The 20,742-nt window shown below is 46.3% G+C and carries 19 protein-coding genes; 15 read left to right on the top strand and 4 right to left on the bottom strand.

The window, feature by feature from the left end; translation table 11 throughout:
* The first annotated feature begins 21 nt into the window (after nt 1-21).
* The 13 genes from cobJ (at nt 22) to ABDW33_RS15810 (ending at nt 11,942) form a co-directional block, all read left to right on the top strand.
* The gene (cobJ, locus tag ABDW33_RS15750; protein ID WP_343691034.1) at nt 22-1,371 is read left to right on the top strand and encodes a precorrin-3B C(17)-methyltransferase; all 1,350 of its coding nucleotides are present in this window, start codon (nt 22-24) and stop codon (nt 1,369-1,371) included.
* A complete protein-coding gene (gene cbiE, locus ABDW33_RS15755; RefSeq protein ID WP_343691035.1) occupies nt 1,364-2,551 on the top strand; it encodes a precorrin-6y C5,15-methyltransferase (decarboxylating) subunit CbiE in 1,188 nt (395 codons plus the stop codon). The genes cobJ and cbiE overlap by 8 nt, the downstream gene beginning before the upstream one ends.
* Before the next feature lie 2 nt (nt 2,552-2,553).
* The gene (cobM, locus tag ABDW33_RS15760; RefSeq protein WP_343691036.1) at nt 2,554-4,374 is read left to right on the top strand and encodes a precorrin-4 C(11)-methyltransferase; all 1,821 of its coding nucleotides are present in this window, start codon (nt 2,554-2,556) and stop codon (nt 4,372-4,374) included.
* Between the two features lie 11 nt (nt 4,375-4,385).
* A complete protein-coding gene (locus tag ABDW33_RS15765; RefSeq protein WP_343691037.1) occupies nt 4,386-5,123 on the top strand; it encodes a precorrin-6A/cobalt-precorrin-6A reductase in 738 nt (245 codons plus the stop codon).
* Nucleotides 5,114-6,163 (top strand): cobalt-precorrin-5B (C(1))-methyltransferase, encoded by a 1,050-nt coding sequence (locus ABDW33_RS15770; RefSeq protein WP_343691038.1) that lies wholly within the window; start codon nt 5,114-5,116, stop codon nt 6,161-6,163. The genes ABDW33_RS15765 and ABDW33_RS15770 overlap by 10 nt, the downstream gene beginning before the upstream one ends.
* Nucleotides 6,160-6,855, top strand: a complete 696-nt coding sequence (locus ABDW33_RS15775; protein WP_343691039.1) for a hypothetical protein — start codon at nt 6,160-6,162, stop codon at nt 6,853-6,855. The genes ABDW33_RS15770 and ABDW33_RS15775 overlap by 4 nt, the downstream gene beginning before the upstream one ends.
* A complete protein-coding gene (locus tag ABDW33_RS15780) occupies nt 6,852-7,781 on the top strand; it encodes an AAA family ATPase (RefSeq protein WP_343691040.1) in 930 nt (309 codons plus the stop codon). The genes ABDW33_RS15775 and ABDW33_RS15780 overlap by 4 nt, the downstream gene beginning before the upstream one ends.
* A gap of 38 nt (nt 7,782-7,819) precedes the next feature.
* A complete protein-coding gene (locus ABDW33_RS15785; protein ID WP_343691041.1) occupies nt 7,820-8,467 on the top strand; it encodes a VWA domain-containing protein in 648 nt (215 codons plus the stop codon).
* A gap of 3 nt (nt 8,468-8,470) precedes the next feature.
* Nucleotides 8,471-8,974 carry a bifunctional adenosylcobinamide kinase/adenosylcobinamide-phosphate guanylyltransferase gene (locus tag ABDW33_RS15790; protein ID WP_343691042.1) on the top strand — a complete coding sequence of 168 codons (504 nt, stop codon included), beginning with the start codon at nt 8,471-8,473 and terminating at the stop codon, nt 8,972-8,974.
* 83 nt (nt 8,975-9,057) lie between these two features.
* Nucleotides 9,058-10,098 carry a nicotinate-nucleotide--dimethylbenzimidazole phosphoribosyltransferase gene (gene cobT / locus ABDW33_RS15795; protein ID WP_343691043.1) on the top strand — a complete coding sequence of 347 codons (1,041 nt, stop codon included), beginning with the start codon at nt 9,058-9,060 and terminating at the stop codon, nt 10,096-10,098.
* Between the two features lies 1 nt (nt 10,099).
* Nucleotides 10,100-10,870, top strand: coding sequence for an adenosylcobinamide-GDP ribazoletransferase (gene cobS, locus ABDW33_RS15800; protein ID WP_343691044.1), 771 nt, complete (start codon nt 10,100-10,102; stop codon nt 10,868-10,870).
* Nucleotides 10,852-11,367 (top strand): histidine phosphatase family protein, encoded by a 516-nt coding sequence (locus tag ABDW33_RS15805; protein ID WP_343691045.1) that lies wholly within the window; start codon nt 10,852-10,854, stop codon nt 11,365-11,367. The genes cobS and ABDW33_RS15805 overlap by 19 nt, the downstream gene beginning before the upstream one ends.
* The gene (locus ABDW33_RS15810) at nt 11,364-11,942 is read left to right on the top strand and encodes a cob(I)yrinic acid a,c-diamide adenosyltransferase (RefSeq protein WP_343691046.1); all 579 of its coding nucleotides are present in this window, start codon (nt 11,364-11,366) and stop codon (nt 11,940-11,942) included. Before ABDW33_RS15805 ends, ABDW33_RS15810 begins: the two co-directional genes overlap by 4 nt.
* A gap of 1 nt (nt 11,943) precedes the next feature.
* On the opposite strand, the gene cobN is transcribed toward ABDW33_RS15810, so the two are convergent.
* Both cobN and cobW read right to left on the bottom strand, forming a co-directional pair.
* Nucleotides 11,944-15,615, bottom strand: a complete 3,672-nt coding sequence (gene cobN / locus ABDW33_RS15815; protein ID WP_343691047.1) for a cobaltochelatase subunit CobN — start codon at nt 15,613-15,615, stop codon at nt 11,944-11,946.
* A gap of 1 nt (nt 15,616) precedes the next feature.
* Nucleotides 15,617-16,654 carry a cobalamin biosynthesis protein CobW gene (cobW, locus tag ABDW33_RS15820; RefSeq protein ID WP_343691048.1) on the bottom strand — a complete coding sequence of 346 codons (1,038 nt, stop codon included), beginning with the start codon at nt 16,652-16,654 and terminating at the stop codon, nt 15,617-15,619.
* 77 nt (nt 16,655-16,731) lie between these two features.
* On the opposite strand from cobW, the gene ABDW33_RS15825 reads away from it, so the two are divergent.
* Nucleotides 16,732-17,721: a phosphotransferase gene (locus ABDW33_RS15825; RefSeq protein WP_343691049.1), complete on the top strand. Its 990-nt coding sequence runs from the start codon at nt 16,732-16,734 to the stop codon at nt 17,719-17,721.
* A 74-nt stretch (nt 17,722-17,795) separates the two neighbouring features.
* A complete protein-coding gene (locus ABDW33_RS15830; protein WP_343691050.1) occupies nt 17,796-19,352 on the top strand; it encodes a M81 family metallopeptidase in 1,557 nt (518 codons plus the stop codon).
* A 95-nt stretch (nt 19,353-19,447) separates the two neighbouring features.
* On the opposite strand, the gene ABDW33_RS15835 is transcribed toward ABDW33_RS15830, so the two are convergent.
* A complete protein-coding gene (locus ABDW33_RS15835) occupies nt 19,448-20,002 on the bottom strand; it encodes an NAD(P)H-dependent oxidoreductase (RefSeq protein ID WP_343691051.1) in 555 nt (184 codons plus the stop codon).
* Between the two features lie 181 nt (nt 20,003-20,183).
* A complete protein-coding gene (locus ABDW33_RS15840; protein ID WP_343691052.1) occupies nt 20,184-20,621 on the bottom strand; it encodes a hypothetical protein in 438 nt (145 codons plus the stop codon).
* Between the last annotated feature and the right edge of the window lie 121 nt (nt 20,622-20,742).

Raw genomic sequence — 20,742 nt, forward strand, 5'->3', positions numbered from 1 at the left:
GGTTTCACCTAAAAAATTACTATGAGATTAAGTGTAGTGGGCATAGGTCCCGGCGGTGCTGATTATATATTACCCATCGCGCAACAGGTATTGGCGGATGCAGATATTGTAATTGGATATAGCTACTATTTCCAGTTTATCAGTCATTTGCTGAAACCTGCCTGCGAATGCATCGGCAAAGACCTGACAGAAGAAGAAGCCCGTGCTGTACTGGCAGTTAACAGCTGCGCTCCCGGTAAACATGTAGTCGTAATTAGCTCTGGTGATGCCGGTATCTACGCGATGGCATCACTCGTGTACCAATACGCCAGCAGGCATCCTGAAAAGGAAATTGAACTGCAGGCCGTTCCGGGGATCAGCGCATTTATTGCTGCGGCGGGAAAATTAGGTGCACCACTGGGCCATGACTTCTGTTGTATTTCACTTTCCGATCTGATGACCCCCTGGACTACAATCGAGCAGCGTATTAAAGCGGCTGCATTTGGGGACTTCGTAACATCGTTATATAATCCAAGAAGTAAGAAACGTTTCTGGCAACTGGAACGCTTCAGGGAGATCTTCCTTGAACATCGCTCTCCTGATACACCGGTGGCAGTTATCAGACAGGTAACCCGTCCGGAAGAGCAGATCCTGATAACGACACTAAAAGAACTTCCGGTAGAAGCAGTAGATATGTTTTCATTGGTCATGATAGGGAATTCTCAAACTTACCAGTTTAAAAACTTCCTCGTGACTCCGCGCGGGTACCTGGACAGAAAGCCGCAAAGCGGACAGGAGATCCAGGATGAAAGTTTCAGACAAATATCAGCACAGATGCAGCGTACCGACCTGTCCCCTGCTGACAGGTGGGCGGTAATGAGATGTATACATACGACAGCTGATTTTGAATATGAAGAGCTGTATCATTCTAATGAGAACGCGATCAGTCGCTGGCAGGCCTACCTGCACCAGGGAGGTACGATCGTAACAGATGTGACGATGGTACAGTCGGGGATTAGCAAATCTTTCTTAGAGAAATACCAGTCACAGGTGCATTGCTACCTGAATGCAGAAGGAGTATCGGAACTTGCGGCCAGGGAGGGATTAACGAGGAGCCAGGCAGGAATGAGACTGGCGATAGAGAAGCATCCGGGGGCGTTATTTGTAGTGGGAAATGCGCCGACCGCATTATTTGAATTGTGTGATCAACTGGATAATGTGGATTTTAAACCCGCAGGGATCATTGGCGCACCGGTAGGCTTTGTAAACGTAGTAGAGTCTAAATTGAAATTACAGGCAATGAAGCAGATTCCCTACGTGATCATCAAAGGGCGTAAGGGCGGCAGTAATGTGGCGGCGAGTATTGTAAACGCAGCATTTACTTATGAGTAAATATGTAGTTATAGGGATATCAGATCATGAACATTTCATCTTACCAGATGAAGCGAAATCCTTATTAACACAACATCAATATTTTTCAGGAGGTAAGCGACATCACCAAAGGGTCCGACACCATCTACCTGCAGGATATAAATGGATTGATATTACGGGAGACATTCCAGCATTGATACGGCAATATCAGCAACTGGATAATAGCATAGTGATTTTTGCTTCGGGCGATCCGTTATTTTATGGGTTTGCAAATAGTATCCGCAAGTATGATCCGGAGGCTGGAATGCAGGTATTCCCCTATTTTAATAGTTTGCAGTTGCTATGCCATCGGAGCAATATTGCATATGCAGGATTATACAATACCTCTGTGCATGGACGAGGATGGAATGAGTTAGATACAGCACTGATCAAAAGAGAGAAGCTCATAGGTGTATTGACGGATGGAACAAAGACACCAGCTGCAATCGCAGAAAGGCTATTGAAATATGGGTATGACAACTATACAATGATCGTAGGCGAGGCATTGGAGGGAGTGGATGAGAAAATCAGAAAACTCTCATTATCAGCCGCTAAGGAGGGGTTATTTCATCCATTAAATTGCGTACTGCTGGTTGAGAATATACCACGGCAAAAGTTTTTGGGTATACCAGATATGTTTTTTGAAGGTTTGCCCAACAGGCCTAATATGATCACTAAGATGCCTGTACGGTTACTCAGTCTGACGCAATTAGACCTGTTCCAACGGGAGGTATTCTGGGATATTGGTTTCTGCACCGGATCTGTTGCGATCGAAGCAAAGAACAACTTTCCGGCATTGCAGGTAATCGCATTTGAGAAAAGAGCACTGTGCGATACCATACTGGATATAAATGCCTGCAGGTTTGGGGTACCCGGTATCACTAAAGTAATAGGCGACATATTTGAGCAGGAGCTGTCAGCTTACCCCCTGCCCGATGCTGTCTTTATTGGTGGGCACGGAAACAGGCTACAGGAATTGATCCTGCGAATAGATGCCTGCTTAAGACATTGCGGACGTATCGTCATGAATGCGGTGAAACCCGAAAGCAGGGAGCAATTTGAATACGGCGTAGCTGCATTGGGATATCGTATGCATACGCCTGTAGACATAACAATAGATGAACATAATCCAATAACTGTCCTGACGGCAGAAAAAATATAAACATGAATAAAACAGCGATTATAGCCAGTACAGACAGGGGCGTGGAATTGGGCTTGCGCATCAGGCAGGAGTTTCCTCACGCTGTAGTGGTAAGTACGCGCGTACATGAGCAGGCAACGCACATCCAAAGTATTGCACATTTCCTGCAGGACAATTATACAAAGTTTGACACCTTCGTATTTATAGGTGCATTAGGAATTTGCGTCAGGAGTATTGCTCCTTACTTACAGGATAAGCATAGCGACCCTGCAGTGATTAATCTGGATGATCACGGGCAATTTGTACAATCAGTATTATCTGGTCATGAAGGTGGTGCGAATGCACTGGCTACAAAACTGGCGAGAGCTACGGCAGGCCATGCTGTCATTACCACCAGCAGCGATCTGCAACAGTTGTGGGCATTAGATACACTGGCAACCCGGTTTAACTGGAAGACAGACGTTAATAATACGTTGATCTCTTTGTTTGTTAATAATCAGCCAACAGCTATTTTATTAGATCTCAAGGATAAGGGTACGCAATACCTGGAAAGAACGAAGCCAGGCTTTGCTGACATCTATTACGCTTATGAGGAAATTGACTTTTCAAAGTATGCACTACTGATTGCAGTGACATATAAGATATATGAGGCCCCCATACCGGTATTACATTATCATGCACCGGTATTGAATATCGGGATGGGATGTTCAAGAGATATTGAAAGTGACCTGCTGGAACAATCATTCCGTGAGCAGTTCCAGGCACATGGCCTGGCAGTAGCGGCGCTGAAAGCCATTGGGTCTATTGATATTAAAGCAGACGAAACTGCATTTATCGATCTGGCGGCAGCGCTGCGTGTTCCGCTGGTTACCTTTACAGCAGCAGAATTAAATACGCAGACGGTGCCCAACGGATCAGAAGTTGTGCGATCTAAATTAGGTGTACATAGTGTATCTGAGGCATCTGCCATGCTGCTGGCCGGGAATACCAGCTTATTGCTGGAGAAACAAAAGATCACAGTTCGCTCTGGTAAGAAACATACATTGGCGGTTGCGATTGATAAGATGGCGGTACGTAGTGCAGAGGTGGTGATCGTAGGTGCAGGACCGGGAGACGCGGAGTTAATCAGCATTAAAGGAAAGCAGTTGCTGGAAGCAGCAGACCTGATCCTCTATGCGGGTAGCCTGGTACCGGAGGAGCTGACACACTATGCGAAAGCAGGTGCTGTGGTGCGTAACTCCGCGAGTATGACGCTGGAAGATCAGATTCTGCTGATGGAGGAACATTATGCCAGGGGGCATCTCATTGTGCGGTTGCAATCCGGCGATCCATCTATATATGGAGCTATACAGGAGCAGATGACCATCTTTGACGAGAAGGGAATGGACTATTCTATTGTGCCAGGCATCTCATCGTTCCAGGCAGCGGCCGCCTACCTGAAGTCGGAGTTTACGATTCCGGAAGTGGTGCAGAGTATTATTCTCACACGTGGGGCTGGCAAGACGCCATTGCCGGAGCACGAGAAGCTGAACGAAATGGCGAAACACAAGGCGACCATGTGTATCTTTTTAAGCGCGACCATCGCGAAGTCAGTGCAGGCACAATTGCTGGAACATTACGCACCAGACACACCAGTGGCTGTACTGTACAGGGTCACGTGGAAAGACGAGGCGGTGTTTACCGGTCAGCTGAAAGACCTGGCGCAGATTATCCGGGATAATAAACTGACACTGACAACGCTGGTAATTGTGGGGGATGCAATTGGAGCGAGGAAGAACAGATCGCATTTATACAGTCCCGAATGGAAGCATACGTTTAGAACCGGAAAAGCGATCAGGGTATAAATTAATATATTATGATACTCTTATTTGGAGGAACAACGGAGGGAAGAAAAGCAATGGTACTGCTGGAAGAGGCAGGCCTACCCTATTGTTATTCCACTAAATCGGAAGTTGAAATACCATCGCAGACTTATGGTACGTATAGATCTGGTGCATTGACAGCGGCTGCATTGAAAGCGTTCTGTACATCACATCAAATCAAAGTAATCGTACATGCCAGCCATCCGTTTGCAACCATTTTACATCAGACGATTGCAGATGCCGGCTTACCTGTATTGCGGTTTGAAAGAGAATACCCGGTACGTACAGCACATCCGCTCGTACATTATTTTGATAATTATGATACCGCATTAGCATACTTATCCCAGCATCCGGTAAAGAGGTTACTGGCCTTAACCGGTGTACAAACCATCCCTTTACTCAATAGCTACTGGATAAAGCACGAAACCATTTTCAGGATCCTGCCCAGGGAGAGTTCAATGGAACAGGCACTGGCAGCTGGCTTTCCTGCGGAACAGCTGATCAGCGGGATGCCGGGCAACGAAGCGGCCCTGATAGCCACACATGGCATTTCAGGTATACTGACAAAAGAAAGTGGTGAATTCGGTCTGTTATCCGTCAAGATCCGGGAAGCGCTGCTGGCAGGTATTCCTATTTTCATTATTTCAAGACCTGCCATGCCGGCTGAATTTGTGTCCGTGAATGAGCATAATTTATTGAATCATTTAAAGGACTACGTGGTATGTCACTGAGAACCGGATATACCACCGGAGCGTGTGCTACAGCCTGCACAAAGGCGGCACTGACGGCACTGCTGACGCAACGGCCGGTTGAAGAGATAGAGATCACATTGCCGCTGGGTCAAAAAGTATTATTTAAGGTCACCTGTTCTTTTAATCAGGTAAATGCAACCTGTACAACCATTAAGGATGGCGGTGATGATCCGGATGCTACACATGGAGCCACTATCGGCAGCACCGTTTCGCTGAATACGGGGAACGAGGTTGTTTTCTTAAGAGGCGAAGGAGTAGGTGTGGTTACACTACCAGGGCTGGCTATTGGCGTCGGTGAGCCCGCTATTAACCCTGTGCCACGGAAGATGATGCAGGATGCAGTAAACTTTGTCCGGCACCAGTATCAGCTTTCACAGGGAGTGGATGTAAAGGTCTTTGTAGTGAACGGGGAAGAAATTGCGAAGAAGACATTGAATGCACGAATTGGGATTCTGGGAGGTATTTCAATTTTAGGCACAACCGGAATAGTAAAGCCATTCAGTGCTGCTGCCTATATTGCCAGTATTACTCAGGGCATTGATGTATCTATCGCCAATGGTTGCGATACGGTGGTGATCAATTCAGGCGGACGATCTGAGACGATATTGCGGAAACGGTTTGCCCACCTGCCGGAGTTTGCTTTTGTACAGTATGGCAATTGGATTGGCGAAACACTGGACAAAATTAAGACGACTCCCTTACGGCAGGTAAAGATGGGAATTATGTTGGGGAAAGCATGTAAACTGGCACAGGGTGAGTTGGATACCCATAGCGGTAAGTCGAGCTGGGATAAGCAATTCATTTATGAAATGGCCAGGAGTTGTGGGTATACAGAAGAACAGTGTCAACCGATACTGGCGTTGAACATGGCAAGGAGACTGACAGAGTTGTTTCCTTTTAATGCCGGGGAACCATTTTACAGCGAGTTAAGGGACCGGTGTTATGCTATATGTAAAGCAATTATACCGGCTGTAAGTTTGGAAATATTATTGATTGATGCGAATGATAATATAATATGATTGGATTTTTATTTACGGATTCTGTTTTATTAGGTGTGCAACATTCTTTTGAACCGGATCATATGGCGGCTGTATCTGTCCTGGCATCTGAAAAGGCAAACAACAGGTTAAACCTGCGCAGACTCATCTGGCGTTCTTCGCAGTGGGCGTTAGGACATTCAGTTTCCCTGATCCTGTTCAGCTGTTTTGCCTTATTACTGAAATCAGCTTTACCAGTAAATATCTCTGCTTATGCAGAAATGGCGGTCGGCCCTGTCATGATCTGGCTGGGGATATCTGCAATCCGCAGAAACCATCAGTTGAAAAAGCTCATGGCAACTCACAAGGAATTTGCGGAACACGAACATCTGACGAATGCCTTGCACATCCATGGAAAGCAGGGACAGGAAATCGCCATGAATCCCCTGAGCCGTAGTTTTTGGGTAGGGATGCTGCATGGATTAGCCGGTACAGGAGGTGCCTGTGCGATTGCCCTGATACTGGCCGCAGAGGATGCAGGAACAGCCATGTGGATTATTGTATTACAGAGTCTGGGGATTGTCATTGCCATGACCACGTATAGTTGTGTGCTGGCATTTTCTGTATCGCGTTTTATAGAAAGAAATCAGGTAGCATTTAAATCTATGAATGCTATTGTTGGCCTATTTTCAATCGGAGTAGGCTGTGTGTGGATATATAATTGTTTTGTATGATCACGTATCCGTTTACCGCTATCTGCGGACAGGAAGATTTTAAACTGGCGCTGACGCTGTGTATGATCGATCCGGGATTAGGTGGAGTACTGGCACTGGGCGACAAGGGCACGGGAAAAACAACGACGGTAAGAGGCCTGAGTCATCTGCTGCAGGACATTCCTTTTGTAAACCTACCGATCGGCGCTACTGAAGATCGTGTATTAGGCACAGTGAAACTGGACGTACTCCTGAATGAAAAGCGGCTGGAAATACAACCCGGTTTGCTGGCCGCAGCCCATCATGGTGTACTTTATATAGATGAAGTGAACCTGCTCAGCGACTACCTCATGGATGTATTACTGGATGCTGCTGCTACAGGGGGATATTACCTGGAACGCGATACCGTTTCCCAATGGATGGAAAGCAGGTTCTGCCTGGTTGGAACTATGAACCCTGAAGAAGGCAATCTGCGTCCGCAGCTGTTGGATAGATTCGGATTGAGTGTGCACATTAGTACACCAACAGATAAAGCATTGCGTATGGAGATCGTGCAGCGAAGAGTGGCATTTGATACGGATGCAGCGGCATTTGCGAAACACTTCAGGGATGAAGAAGCATTACTGTCGGCAAGGATTGTTGCGGCAAGAACAATGCTGGCTTCGGTGAAGATCCTACCCGATATTTATGAGGTGGTCAGTGAATTGTGCATACAGCATCAGGTGGAAGGCATGCGTGCAGATATATTATTAATGAAAGCAGCCAGGGCACATGCAGCATATCACGGACAAGCCAGGGTGACAACGGCTGATGTGGATGCTATACAGGCATTTGTACTGTCACACCGATCAAAGCAAACACCTGGTTCACAGCCTTCTTCCCGGGAGAGCAAGCCTTCCGGCGCAGGTGATAAGGAGGGGGAGCCGAAAAAGGTGAATCGCATTTAGAAAATTATCTGGTACAGACCGCAGGGACTGAGAAGAAGTTGCAATTAAAGACCGGCGGAGCCAATAACCGTAAAAAAGGCCTGCCGTTACCAGTAAAAACGACACCTGTCAGTGGCAATAACTACCAGACACGTGATCTGCTCGGCACTGTGACAAATCACTTAATGACAGGCAGTACTGACATTAAATACCAGCGAAAGGCATCAAAAGCGAGCCTGTCATTGCTGTTTTTAATTGACAGCAGCGGTAGTATGATCAAAGACCGGCAGATTGCTTATATAAAAGGCATCATAACCGAAACCATTACACAACATCAGCACCGGCGCCTTCGCTACGGGGCTATAGCCCTTGCTCAGGGTGATGCACAACTGGTTTCGCATTATACAACGGACACGGGCAAATTTATTCAAAGCATCAGCCGGTTATCTTCAGGTGGCAAAACAAATCTGAAGGCAGGGTTACAGCTAATACAGCAAATGCAGCCATCTGACAAGACACAACTCTACATCTTTACGGATGGAAAGGTCAATACAGGCGGAAGTTTGCAGGAAGCTGCCAGTTATTTCAGGCAGCATCTCAGGAGCCTGCATACGACGACGGTGGTGAATATTGAAACCGGTTTTGTGAAACTGGGCCGGGCAGCTGAACTGGCAAAGATAATTGGTGCTACTTATTTAAACTTATAAAAGATGATCCATTACATTTCAGGCGGACAAAGGTCCGGCAAAACAAAGTTTGCCATGCAGACAGCCTCGCAACTGTCACCAAACCCTGTTTACCTTGCTACCAGCCGCATCTGGGATACCGAACACCAGGCAAGGATTGCTCTGCATAAACAAGAACGGGATCATCAGTGGGAAAATATTGAAGAAGAAAAAGAGGTGAGTAAGTTGTCATTACCCAACAGAACAGTGGTATTTGATTGCGTGACGTTGTGGTTGACCAATTTCTTCACGGATGCCCATTATAATATAGATATGGCGCTGAAAGAGGCGAAGGCTGAGTTTGACCTGTTTGCGGCGCAGGAGTTCAACCTTATCATTATTTCGAATGAAATAGGAATGGGCGTGCATGCGGATACTGAGATGGGTAGGAAGTTTGTAGACCTGCAGGGATGGATGAATCAGTATATCGCACAAAAAGCGGATAAGGCAACACTGATGATTTCAGGACTGCCAGTTACCATTAAATAAAAATAACCGGAGCGCCAGCTCCATTTACTAATAAAGCCGCCAGGCTGGAGGGTAGCAGCCCTTCCCATTATAATTAAAAAGACATGACGGGTTTTAACATCACACCACTGGATAACAGCCTTGAGGCTGCATTGACTGAAAAGATAAACTTAAAAACAAAACCATTAGGAGCACTCGGTAAACTGGAAAAAATAGCTTTACAGATCGGTAAAATTCAAAATACGCTCTCGCCAGTATTAACAAAACCTACCATCGTTGTTTTTGCAGGTGACCACGGTATCGCAAAAGAAGGTGTAAGCCCTTATCCGCAGGAGGTAACCTGGCAGATGGTTTACAACTTCCTGCAGGGCGGAGCGGGCATCAATGTGTTTGCCCGTCAGCACCAGATAGCAATCAGAGTCGTAGATGCCGGCGTGAATTATACCTTTGCCCCACATCCTGACCTCATTGATCTGAAGGTCGCCCCAGGTACGCAGAGTTACCTGCACGCACCAGCCATGAGTGCAGCAGATTGCAATACTGCCATCAGTCGTGCAGCAACGCTGGTAGAACAATTACATAAAGACGGCTGTAATGTGATCGGTTTTGGAGAAATGGGTATCGGCAATACTTCTTCTGCAGCATTGTTAATGAGCATTTTGTGTAATTTACCGTTGGAACAATGCATAGGCAGAGGGACCGGACTGGATGATAAAGGACTGGAGAGAAAGAAAACGATTCTCAGTGAAGCCCTGCGTACGCAAGCGCCGGCAGACAAATCGCCTTTAGAGATCTTAAGGACGTTTGGTGGTTTTGAAGTAGCCATGATCTGCGGCGCTATGATGAAAGCTGCTGAATTGAAAATGGTAATACTGGTCGATGGATTCATCACCACATCGGCACTGCTGGTAGCAGCGGCTTTACATCCTGCTGTGGTAGATTATTGTGTATTTGCTCATCAATCTAACGAACAGGGACATCAGCAATTATTGGCATACTTAAAAGCAGATCCGTTATTGCAACTGGGCATGCGTTTAGGAGAAGGTACCGGTGCAGCTGTAGCATACCCTTTGGTACAGTCAGCGGTAGCCTTCCTGAATGAAATGGCCAGCTTTGCGTCAGCGGGTGTTTCAAATAAAGACTAACATGATCAAAAGAGAGATCCTGTACTTCAGGGCCGCATTGATGTTTTTCACCCGTCTGCCGGCGGGGCATAACATTCAAGTACCTTTACATCATGCTGCCAGATACCTTCCGTTAATTGGGATACTGGTAGGTGCGACAGGGGCGGCGGTGTATTATCTTGGACATTTGCTATTCAAAGATCCATATGTGGCAGTGGTACTCTCGATTGTCGCCACCTTGCTGATGACAGGTGGCTTTCATGAAGATGGCCTGGCAGATGTAGCTGATGGATTCGGAGGTGGATGGACCAAAGAAAAGATAATGGAGATCATGAAGGATCCCCGCACAGGGGCCTATGGGGTGATGGCGCTGGTGTGTAGCATAGGATTGAAGATCTTTGTACTCGTAAAGCTGGGCATGTTACTGCCTGACCAGTTCTTCCTGATCTACGTATGTGGACATACGATTAGCCGGGTAACTCCCCTGTTTCTGATGCGCTTCCTTGCGTATGCAAGACTGGATGGTACCAGTAAGATCGGTACAGTGAATAGCCCGGTGAGTACTGGAGCGTTGGTGTTTGCTATGATCATTGGCTTTGTACCGCTGGCCATACTAGGAGTAGAAGCAGCATGGATCAGCGCGATACCCTGTGCAAGTGTGACGCTGTATTTAGGTTGGTATTTTCAGAAATGGATAGATGGATATACGGGAGATTGCTTAGGTGCTGCACAACAAGTGAATGAACTGATCTTTTACCTGTGTTTACTGGCAATATGGAATTATACTTTATAAGACATGTGCAGACAGCGGTAGCGGCAGGTACTTGTTATGGGCAACTGGACGTGCCTTTGATGGAAGGATACGAGGCTGTACACGATCAGATCGTTGCGGGTTTACCTCGAACTGACATAATATATACCAGCCCATTGCAAAGATGCCAGTTGTTGGCAGCACGGCTTTCTGAGAACTATATCGTAGATGCCCGGTTAAAAGAATTAAACTTCGGCGAATGGGAAGGAATGAAATGGGATGAGATTGACAGGACATTGATGGATCATTGGGGAGAGCATTACATGCTGTCAGGTCCACCAGGAGGCGAGTCTTTGCTGGATTTAGTAAATAGATTACGGGCATTTTTATCGGAACTGCCATCATATAATAAAATAGCTATCATCACACACGCAGGGATCATTCGTGCAGCAAGACATCTGCTGGAAAATAAACTCCTGCATGAAATCATGTCAGAGAAAATTACCTACGGAGGAATTTATACATTCAACTTATTATGAAAATCTACACAAAAAAAGGAGATCGGGGAACAACTGCTTTGTTCGGCGGAAGTCGTGTCGATAAGGACGATGTAAGAGTCGAAAGCTATGGTACACTGGACGAAGTAAATTCTACCATTGGTCTGCTCAGAGCAAAACTGGGGCCAGAACACCCATGGCAACCCCGCCTGCACAAAATCCAGAAAGACATGATGGATATGATGTCTCACCTGGCCCGTCCTTCTGATTGTAAAAAGGAAAACCCGAATCCGAAACCAACAGATGGCGCGTCATTTTGTGAGGAATGGATCGATGAACTGGAAGCAGCCATGACATCAAAGTCAGATTACTTCTTATTACCAGGTGGAAATGAAATCTCCGCCTTGTGTCATGTAGTCAGAACTCAGTTGAGAAGAGGAGAAAGAAGACTCGTATCCCTTATGAAGGTAGATATGATCGAAGATTATATTCCAGCTTATATCAACCGCCTCTCCGATCTGTTCTTTATTCTTGCCAGAGCAGAAATGGACAAAGCCGGGGTGGCAGAAGAAAAATGGCAGCTGTTCCTTTACAAAAGAAAGAAACAGCCTGAATGAGTTACTCCATATCTACGAACATGCTTTGCAGTTTCTCCAGCGTTGCGGGCTTTGGCGACTGCCACATACCGCGCTGAATAGCTTCCAGCATGCGCTCCGTCATATCTTTTAATGCCCAGGGATTTGCCTGTTCAATGAACTGACGATTCTCTTCGTTGAACAGGTACTCCTGGGTAATCCCTTCGTACATGAAGTCATCCACCATATTGGTCGTTGCATCGTATGCAAAGAGGTAGTCCATTGTAGCCGCCATTTCAAACGCTCCTTTATAACCATGCCGCTTCACGCCCGCTATCCATTTCGGATTCACTACTCTTGACCGGTATACCTTTAACAATTCCTCTTTTAAGGTCTTGATACGCGGCGTCTCAGGGCGCGCATGGTCCCCGAAATATATAGACGGCTGTTCGCCTCTGACAGTTCTCACAGCGTTTGCTAGTCCACCCTGGAACTGGTAATAGTCATCCGAGTCCAGGATATCATGTTCCCTGTTATCCTGGTTATGCATGACAATCTGCAAATCGGATAAACGCCGTTCAAATACTTCATGTGCTGATTCACCCGTACGGTCTGCACCATATGCATATCCGCTCCAGTTGATATATATTTTAGCAAGATCTTCGCGGGTCTGCCAGTTCTTCTCATCTATCACGGCCTGTAAGCCGGCACCATAAGCACCGGGCTTTGAGCCGAACACCCTGAAGAGAGATCTTCTATGTGCTTTCGCCTCATCCAATCCTTTGCTGATCCATTCTGCCTTTTCTGCCAGATATCGCTTCCGGATAGGATTCTGCGCCGGAGGTTCATCCAGTGATGCGACCTTTTCTACAACTGCATTCAGCAAAGAGATCACATCGGGGAAGGCATCGCGGAAGAACCCGGAGATCCGGAGCATTACGTCGACCCGGGGGCGTCGTAACTGAATCAGGGGAATGATCTCGAAATCAGCCACTCTCCTATTGGCAGCCTGCCACAAAGGTTGTACACCCATTAATGCCAATGCCTGCGCAATGTCATCTCCCCCGGTACGCATTGTACTGGTTCCCCATACCGATAAACCAATTGATTCAGGATAGTCTCCCTGCTCCTGCAGGTAACGATTGATGATCAGGTTAGCACTTTTTACACCAAGACTGTAAGCTGCCTGTGTTGGTATGGCACGTACATCCACTGAATAAAAATTCCTCCCTGTAGGCAGCACATCCATTCTACCCCGGGTAGGGGCACCAGAACTACCGCTTGGAACATAACCTGCATCTAAACCATGGAGAAGGTTCGAAATTTCCGCGGTTGTACGTTGGATCTTTGGTAATGTATGTTTGAGAATATCCTGACAATAGGCATATGTGACCGGCAGGTCCATTTCCGCTCCATTCAGGATGTCTTTGACAAGATCCTCCAGTACGGCTACTGCATCCCCGTTATTACGACATTGACTGAACAGGGGAAGTTCGCTGCTAAAAGGTGTTTCGTAATCACAGGCTAACGGATCGAACGGCAGGTTCAGCTCTTCAGCAGGCACCTGCGTGATCCCTTTCTGTCCGGCAACAGGTACGCGGTGTAAAGCAATGAGCAGGTCCGTGAGCTGTTCCTGTTCCGGCGCTTTACCCAGAATGTGCAGGCCATCGCGGATCTGCGCTTCTTTGAGTTCACAGAGATAACCATCCAGCTTGAGAAGTAAGGTGTCGATGTCGGAGACATTCGTCTGCAGGTCAGTTTCCAGGTTCGCCTCTTTTACGAGTTGGGTAATCTGAGCGCGGATAACCGCAGTACGCTTCGGGTCGATACTATAAGCCTCATAATATTCATCGATCAGATGCTCCAGCCTGGTGAGCGTACCATAATTTTCCGCCCTGGTCATAGGAGGAATCAGGTGATCGATGATGATAGCGTGTGTACGACGCTTGGCCTGTGTACCTTCGCCCGGATCGTTTACAATGAACGGATAAAAATGCGGGATAGGCTTTAAAATGACAGCGGGGAAACAACTTTCTTTACCCAGCGCAACGCTCTTACCAGGTAACCATTCCAGATTGCCATGTTTACCGCAATGAATGAGAGCATCTGCCATGAACACTTCATTTACCCAGCAGTAATAGGCCAGGTAACGGTAGGTGGGTGGCAGATCGGGTGAGTGATAAATGGCCTTTTCATCCTGATTGTATCCACGGGCAGGCTGTATACTGACGAAAATATTGCCCAGCAGGCACCCTGGGATAATCAAATCCTCTTCCCGTACCGGGCCCCATTGCTCACGGACCTTATCTTTCAAGGCTGGCGCGAGGGCTTCGAAATATTGTTCGAATTGATCCTTTTCTATACTGATCTGATAAGGACGGTAAAAAGTAGTATCCGTATCATTCGTCACGTAATGTGTAATAAGCGTGATGAGCTCTTCGCTGTTAGCCGGGATGTAATTCCCTGTATAATAACCGGCTGATCGTAATGCCTGCAGGATCTGTACGATGCTGGCCGGCGTATCGAGCCCTACTCCGTTTGCCAACCGGCTATCCTTGTTGGGATAATTAGGCATAATAAGGGCAATACGTTTATCAGCCTGTCGCTTTTGAGAAAGTCTGATCCAGCTATTGGCAAAGTCTGCTACAAAATCACATCCTTCTTCATGAGTGCTGTATTGCAGGATATCCGAATCCGTTAGTGCATCCTTACCTACGGCAGACTTGAAAGAAATCGCCGTTGTAATGATCCGGCCATCAATCTCGGGTAAAGCGATGTTCATGGCCACATCTACCGGGGTAAGGCCAAAGAGGTTCTGCTCCCATACTTCTTTTGTACAGGCAGCAAAGATTCCCTGAATAACAGGTATATCGAGATTATCAAAAAGGAAACTTTCGTCCTTGTCCATCGACTTGATTGAAAAGCTGGTGGTATTAATCAGCACCTTTACTTTTCCTTTTAGCAACGCCTCCAGTTCATGCAGGCTGTGCTGATCACGAAGATTACTCACGAAAGCAATAACGGGGCGTAAATGCAGCTTTTGTAGTGTATTGACAAGATAATATACCGGCGCCAGGTTATCGGCCAGGTAGTGTGTCTGGTATACGAGTATAGCTACATCTGCGGTATAGTCATCCGGGGGGATCATACCCTTTTCCGGATGAAATAGAAAGAGGTCTGCAATTTTATGAGGAGCCGCGTATGGTATGTTTATACCAAACAAATGGTGAAATAAGTAAGCCAATCCATTTTTCAGATTATGCTTACCGCCTGCACAACAATATTTCCAGAGGGTATCAGCGATGGTCACATCAACCGTGGAGCTATCCAGCAGTTCTACATCAGGGGCATCATAACCCGGCAGGAAGAGTACGGGAATCCTGTTCTCTTCACACGCAATGCTGACCGCTTCGAATAAATAGGGATAGTAATTGCGGCCACCTAACAGGCGGCAAACTACCAGTTTTGCATGGCAGATCACTTCTTCCACATATTTATCGATGGTCAGTTCCTGCTTCAGGTATACCAGATTAGCTATTCGCAGGGACGGGAGCTGAGGGTATGTTTGGTGTAATTCCCGGTAAGCATTGTTCAGTGAATGGATCTCCGTATCGGCAGCAGAGAGGAATACGACGTCTCCTGTAGATTGCTGTATGTGGAAGACCCCATCCCCGTTGGGGTTCCACCCACCGGGGATTGTTGGGATCAGGTGCATATTAGTTTAACTTTTCGTGTAACAGTGCAGACAGGTCTTTTTCCTTCAGTTCATCACCGATGAATACAAGACTGGTTTTGCGGGTTTCATTCTCTTTCCATTTACGGTCGAAGTAATGATCAAAACGGTGAGACACGCCCTGCAGCACCATGCGCATAGGTTTGTTAGGAATATCGATAAAGCCTTTGATACGGTAGATCTCATGTTCTGCTACCATTTCTTTCAGGGCGGTTACCAGTGATTCCGGTGTATGCGGTGCCGTAACGGTTACAACGATAGAGTCGATATCGTCATCGTGGTGGTGATCGAGACCATTGGCATGGTCTTCTTCATGGTGAGAGTGTCGGCTTTCCAGGTCATCTTCAGCAGCGGCCTTTACCCCCAGCAAAACATCTGCAGGGAGTTCGCCATTGGCTGCGGTTACCATCTTCACATTTGGACGGAGCTTGCTGCTGATGATACCAGTTACTTCTTCAAACTGTAATCCCTCCAGCAGGTCTTTTTTGGTCAGCACTACGAGGTCAGCACAGGAAAGCTGATCTTCAAAGAGCTCTTCAATCGGCGTTTCATGATCGAGTGAATCGTCGGCCAGTCGCTGTGCCTGAACACGCTCACGGTCGCAGATCTCGCCGGTTGCCTGACCTACCAGGTCAACGACAGTCACCACCGCATCTACGGTGATCTGAGATTTCAGATCCGGCCAGTTGAAAGCATGCAGCAATGGTTTAGGCAATGCGAGGCCGGAAGTTTCAATGATAATATGATCGATGGTATCTTTTCTTTCCATCAGCTGCAGCATCACTGGCAGAAATTCTTCCTGCACAGTGCAACACAGGCAACCATTGTTGAGTTCCAGCACGTCTTCTTCGTTTGAGCAGCAGGATTTAATTAATTCTCCGTCAATGCCCATTTCACCGAATTCATTTACAATCACTGCCAGGCGACGGCCGTTCGCATGCTGAATGAGGTTGCGGATAAGCGTGGTTTTCCCGGAGCCTAAGAACCCCGTAATGATGGTTACCGGTATTTTGGAAGTCATGTTATGTTTTTGAGTAAGCCGCTAAAATACATGTTTTTTGTATACTTTTGTCGACCCCATTTAAACCCATTTATACCATGACACATTTTCCGGTAGTTAGTTCCATTTTGTCGGCCCAATACCTGGTCCCTATATTTCAGGTAAAGTATAATTTCAGTCGTGATACCACCTGCAGGTTGTTGAAAGCAGGTATAAATCACACATATCTTGTAACAGATGGCATACAGAAGTACATCTTCAGGATCTATTGCCTCAACTGGCGTAGTAAAAAAGATATCCTGGAAGAGGTTCGTTTGTTAAATTTACTGCATGCACATGAGTTGCCTGTATCATTCCCCATTGCTGATTTTGACAACGAGTATTTACAGCTAATGCATGCCCCCGAGGGATTGCGGTTCGGTGTAATGTTTTCCTTTGCGCAGGGTGAAAAAGTATTACAGTTTCCGGCTACGCTGCATTACAAAGCGGGTGTTACAATGGCACGCATTCATCAGGTAACAGAGAATTTCAAACTGGACAGGGTGGAGTATACGCCGTCATCTTTGGTGGTAGAGCCATTTGAAAGATTAAAAGGTTATCTGCCTGTAGAAACAGAAGAGATGCAATGGATGCAACAGGCACAGGATTACCTGTTGAATGTATTTGCAACGATCGATCACACGAAAGTGAGACATGGCGCCGTACATATGGACATATGGTTTGATAACCTGAATATCCATAACGGAGAGATCAACATCTTTGATTTTGATTTTTGTGGGAATGGGATGCTGGTTTATGACCTGGCTTATTACATCCTGCAGATCTATAGTACAGAACGGGAGAACCTGGACGATTGTAAAGAAAAGGTAGCGGCTTTTCTGTCCGGATATGCGGCTGTAACGCAGTTATCTGAAGAAGAAAAAGCCTTGCTGCCGGCGCTGGGGATAAGTATGTACTTCTTTTACCTCGGCGTACAGTGCCAGCGGTTTGAAGATTACTCAAATATCTTTTTAAATGAGGTATACCTGAAAAGGTACATTAAATCATTGGTAAAAAGATATGCTGACATAAATGACCTGGCTATCTAAATCAGTCAATATTTCATAAAATACTATCACCTTTTCATTATTTTTCAGGGTATCTATGCTAAAAGTGAAAATCTATGAAACGTGCGATCTTACTAATAGCAGTTTATTGCCTGATGGGTGGCATTGCTGTATCGCAGCAAAAGCAGCCAAGAATTGCAATTGCCGGTCTTGCAATTGAGTCCAGCACCTTCTCTCCTGCTACTTCAGATGAAGTGGCTTTTAAGGCACAGTATGGCAATGATGTATTTAAAACGTATCCGTTTATGTCGGAGGATTCTCCACTGCGCAAGGCAGCGGTGTGGTTCCCGACCATAACGGGACATGCATTGCCCGGTGGTGCTGTAACGAAAGAAGCCTATGAGTCGCTCGTCAGGAAAACACTCGATTCCTTAAAGAAACATTTACCTTATGATGGCTTGTATTTCGATATTCATGGGGCAATGAGTGTAGTAGGCATGGAAGATCCGGAGGGTGATTTTATTGTTCGTATACGCAAGGTGGTAGGCACGAAAACGCTGATCAGTACATCCATGGACCTGCATGGTAATGTAAGCTGGCGGCTGGCTGAGCATACAGATCTGATCACGTGTTACCGGATGGCGCCACATGAAGATGCGCTGGACACCAAGGAAAGAGCAGTACGCAACCTGATAGAAAGATTGAAAAGCGGTAAGGGCAAACCAGCGTATAAGGTATGGATACCTGTACCAATCTTACTACCGGGCGAAAAAACATCTACACGTATTGAGCCGGGTAAAAGTCTGTATGCTCAGGTAGCCCCCGCGGCGGCTAAACCGGGCATAATAGACGCTGCTATCTGGATTGGATATGCATGGGCAGATGAGCCAAGAAATCATGCGGTAGTGATGGTAACAGGAGATGATAAGGCAACAGTGACATCAGAAGCCGGGAAACTGGCAAAGCGCTTCTGGGATGTGAGAGAACAGTTTGAATTTGTAGCACCGACTGCGTCCTTACAGGATGCGCTGGAGGCAGCCGTTAAGAGTGATAAGCATCCCTTTTTTATCAGTGATTCGGGAGATAATCCAACCGCAGGTGGCGCAGGTGATGTAACGTGGACGCTAACACAGATCCTGGCGCATCCGGCATTTAAATCAGAGAATGGACCTGAGTTGATTTATGCAAGTATCCCAGGACCTGAATTTGTAAAGAAGGCGATTGAGTTGGGCGTTGGCAGGCATATAGAGGCAGAAGCAGGTGCAAAGGTCGACGCGAGGTTTGCCGGACCTGTGAAGCTGGCAGGAACGATAGAGTCGATTGAGTATGGCGATAAGGATGCGGTAGTAGAAGTAGTGGTGAAGGTGGGTAGTGTGCATGTAATAGTAACACAGAAGCGGAAGCCTTATCATAAGGAAAAAGATTTTACCCGGTTGGGATTGAATCCACGAAAGGCAGCTATCGTCGTGGTAAAAATTGGTTATTTGGAACCGGAATTATATAACATGCGCGCAGACTGGTTGCTGGCATTAACGCCGGGTGGAGTGGATCAAAACCTGGAACGATTGGGTTATAAGCATATCTCACATCCGATGTTCCCTTTGGACAAGGATATGAAGGATCCGGATCTGCGGGCCCGGTTCGTACCGGCAGCAGATAAGCTAAAGAAATGAACTTATAAACTAAAAAGTAATGCATTCCGTCCCTTACCTGTGCGAAACGGCTACAGGCAGGGGACGGAACTTCTATATGAACTTCATTATAGCGACTATGCATTCTTCCCAAACCACTCAATATAAGCGTTCACCGCTTTTGCAATAAATTCCTTTGTATCTCCCTCCTTCAAATCACCTTTTTCATCGAATAATTCGTTGGATTTTTGAAGATACACTTCAGGCTGTTGCATGACAGGAATATTAAGAAATGTCAGGCATTGCCGCAAGTGATGATTGGCGCCAAAACCACCGATATTCCCCGGAGAGTTACTAAATACAGCACCAGGTTTCCTATCCCACACACTTTCCCCATAAGGCCTTGAACCGACGTCAAGGGCATTTTTCAAAACGGAGGGTATGGATCTGTTGTATTCCGGTGTGACAAAAATGAGCCCGTCTACTGCTTGTATATTATTTCTGAAAGTGACGTAAGTAGCAGGAACGTTCTGATGGTCATCAAAGTCCTGGTTGTATATGGGCAGCTCATCAATAGGAATGATCCTGAATTCAAATCCTTCCGGAGCCATTTGAAGCAGCCCATTGGCAATTTTCTTAGAAAATGATTCTTTGCGCAGACTCCCTGCAATAATGCCTATAATCTTACTCATAAGTTGATTTTTAGCATATATCACGGCAATGATAGTGCCATAGGATGATCCCCCGGGAATGAGGAATTTAGCACCCTACGCCTTACCGCAGCCTCATTAATATGCTACTATGAGCGCTCAGCACTTAAAGGTACAACTCATTTTGCTCGCAGTCTGTTTAGAAAATTGAGCTGATAATGGGTTAAAAACTTCTCAATCGTTCGCGTTGCTGATTTCTTTTCAGTGAGAATATTTTTAATGAAGTCTCTACTGCTGCTGTGTAATCGATGAGGACCTGAATCTTTGATAATAATAGTAAATGTGACGGATCCGGCTGCTGCTCCGCTCCTCCCATTGCCAGTCTTTCCAACTCCAGGTCCCTGTTTATATCCGCCTCCTCCAATAATATGTCAACTATATAATCTGCAGCCCGATAGTCCACCTTTTGCTCCCTTACAAAAACTGCTAACTCTTCCGGACTCAAACCATCAAAAAATGCTTTGTTTCCAAACTTAGTTCCATTGAAAGCCATACGGATTTCATCCAGGGCCTTGGCAGGCTGGTCCTTTTTTCTCGCTATAATTGCTCTCATAGCGCGTCCCAGTTCCTCTATCATTTCTAATATATAATCTACCGGCATATTAAAGGCGAATTTAACATTTTTAAAAGGTCCCAAACAAGGGCATTCCTCACTATGGCATAATTCTGGAAGTTAGTGAGACAAATGCAAAAATGCTTACCAGTCACAACCGCTTTTTAGA

Origin of the sequence: Chitinophaga sp. (genome assembly GCF_039596155.1) — a bacterium.
GTDB lineage: Bacteria > Bacteroidota > Bacteroidia > Chitinophagales > Chitinophagaceae > Chitinophaga.

Excerpts from the sequence above, each read along its gene's own strand:
- cobJ (WP_343691034.1), top strand. The coding sequence starts at position 22 with ATGAGATTAAGTGTAGTGGGCATAGGTCCCGGCGGTGCTGATTATATA.
- cbiE (WP_343691035.1), top strand. The coding sequence starts at position 1,364 with ATGAGTAAATATGTAGTTATAGGGATATCAGATCATGAACATTTCATC.
- cobM (WP_343691036.1), top strand. The coding sequence starts at position 2,554 with ATGAATAAAACAGCGATTATAGCCAGTACAGACAGGGGCGTGGAATTG.
- ABDW33_RS15765 (WP_343691037.1), top strand. The coding sequence starts at position 4,386 with ATGATACTCTTATTTGGAGGAACAACGGAGGGAAGAAAAGCAATGGTA.
- ABDW33_RS15770 (WP_343691038.1), top strand. The coding sequence starts at position 5,114 with ATGTCACTGAGAACCGGATATACCACCGGAGCGTGTGCTACAGCCTGC.
- ABDW33_RS15775 (WP_343691039.1), top strand. The coding sequence starts at position 6,160 with ATGATTGGATTTTTATTTACGGATTCTGTTTTATTAGGTGTGCAACAT.
- ABDW33_RS15780 (WP_343691040.1), top strand. The coding sequence starts at position 6,852 with ATGATCACGTATCCGTTTACCGCTATCTGCGGACAGGAAGATTTTAAA.
- ABDW33_RS15790 (WP_343691042.1), top strand. The coding sequence starts at position 8,471 with ATGATCCATTACATTTCAGGCGGACAAAGGTCCGGCAAAACAAAGTTT.
- cobT (WP_343691043.1), top strand. The coding sequence starts at position 9,058 with ATGACGGGTTTTAACATCACACCACTGGATAACAGCCTTGAGGCTGCA.
- cobS (WP_343691044.1), top strand. The coding sequence starts at position 10,100 with ATGATCAAAAGAGAGATCCTGTACTTCAGGGCCGCATTGATGTTTTTC.
- ABDW33_RS15805 (WP_343691045.1), top strand. The coding sequence starts at position 10,852 with ATGGAATTATACTTTATAAGACATGTGCAGACAGCGGTAGCGGCAGGT.
- ABDW33_RS15810 (WP_343691046.1), top strand. The coding sequence starts at position 11,364 with ATGAAAATCTACACAAAAAAAGGAGATCGGGGAACAACTGCTTTGTTC.
- cobN (WP_343691047.1), bottom strand. The coding sequence starts at position 15,615 with ATGCACCTGATCCCAACAATCCCCGGTGGGTGGAACCCCAACGGGGAT.
- cobW (WP_343691048.1), bottom strand. The coding sequence starts at position 16,654 with ATGACTTCCAAAATACCGGTAACCATCATTACGGGGTTCTTAGGCTCC.
- ABDW33_RS15825 (WP_343691049.1), top strand. The coding sequence starts at position 16,732 with ATGACACATTTTCCGGTAGTTAGTTCCATTTTGTCGGCCCAATACCTG.
- ABDW33_RS15830 (WP_343691050.1), top strand. The coding sequence starts at position 17,796 with ATGAAACGTGCGATCTTACTAATAGCAGTTTATTGCCTGATGGGTGGC.
- ABDW33_RS15835 (WP_343691051.1), bottom strand. The coding sequence starts at position 20,002 with ATGAGTAAGATTATAGGCATTATTGCAGGGAGTCTGCGCAAAGAATCA.
- ABDW33_RS15840 (WP_343691052.1), bottom strand. The coding sequence starts at position 20,621 with ATGCCGGTAGATTATATATTAGAAATGATAGAGGAACTGGGACGCGCT.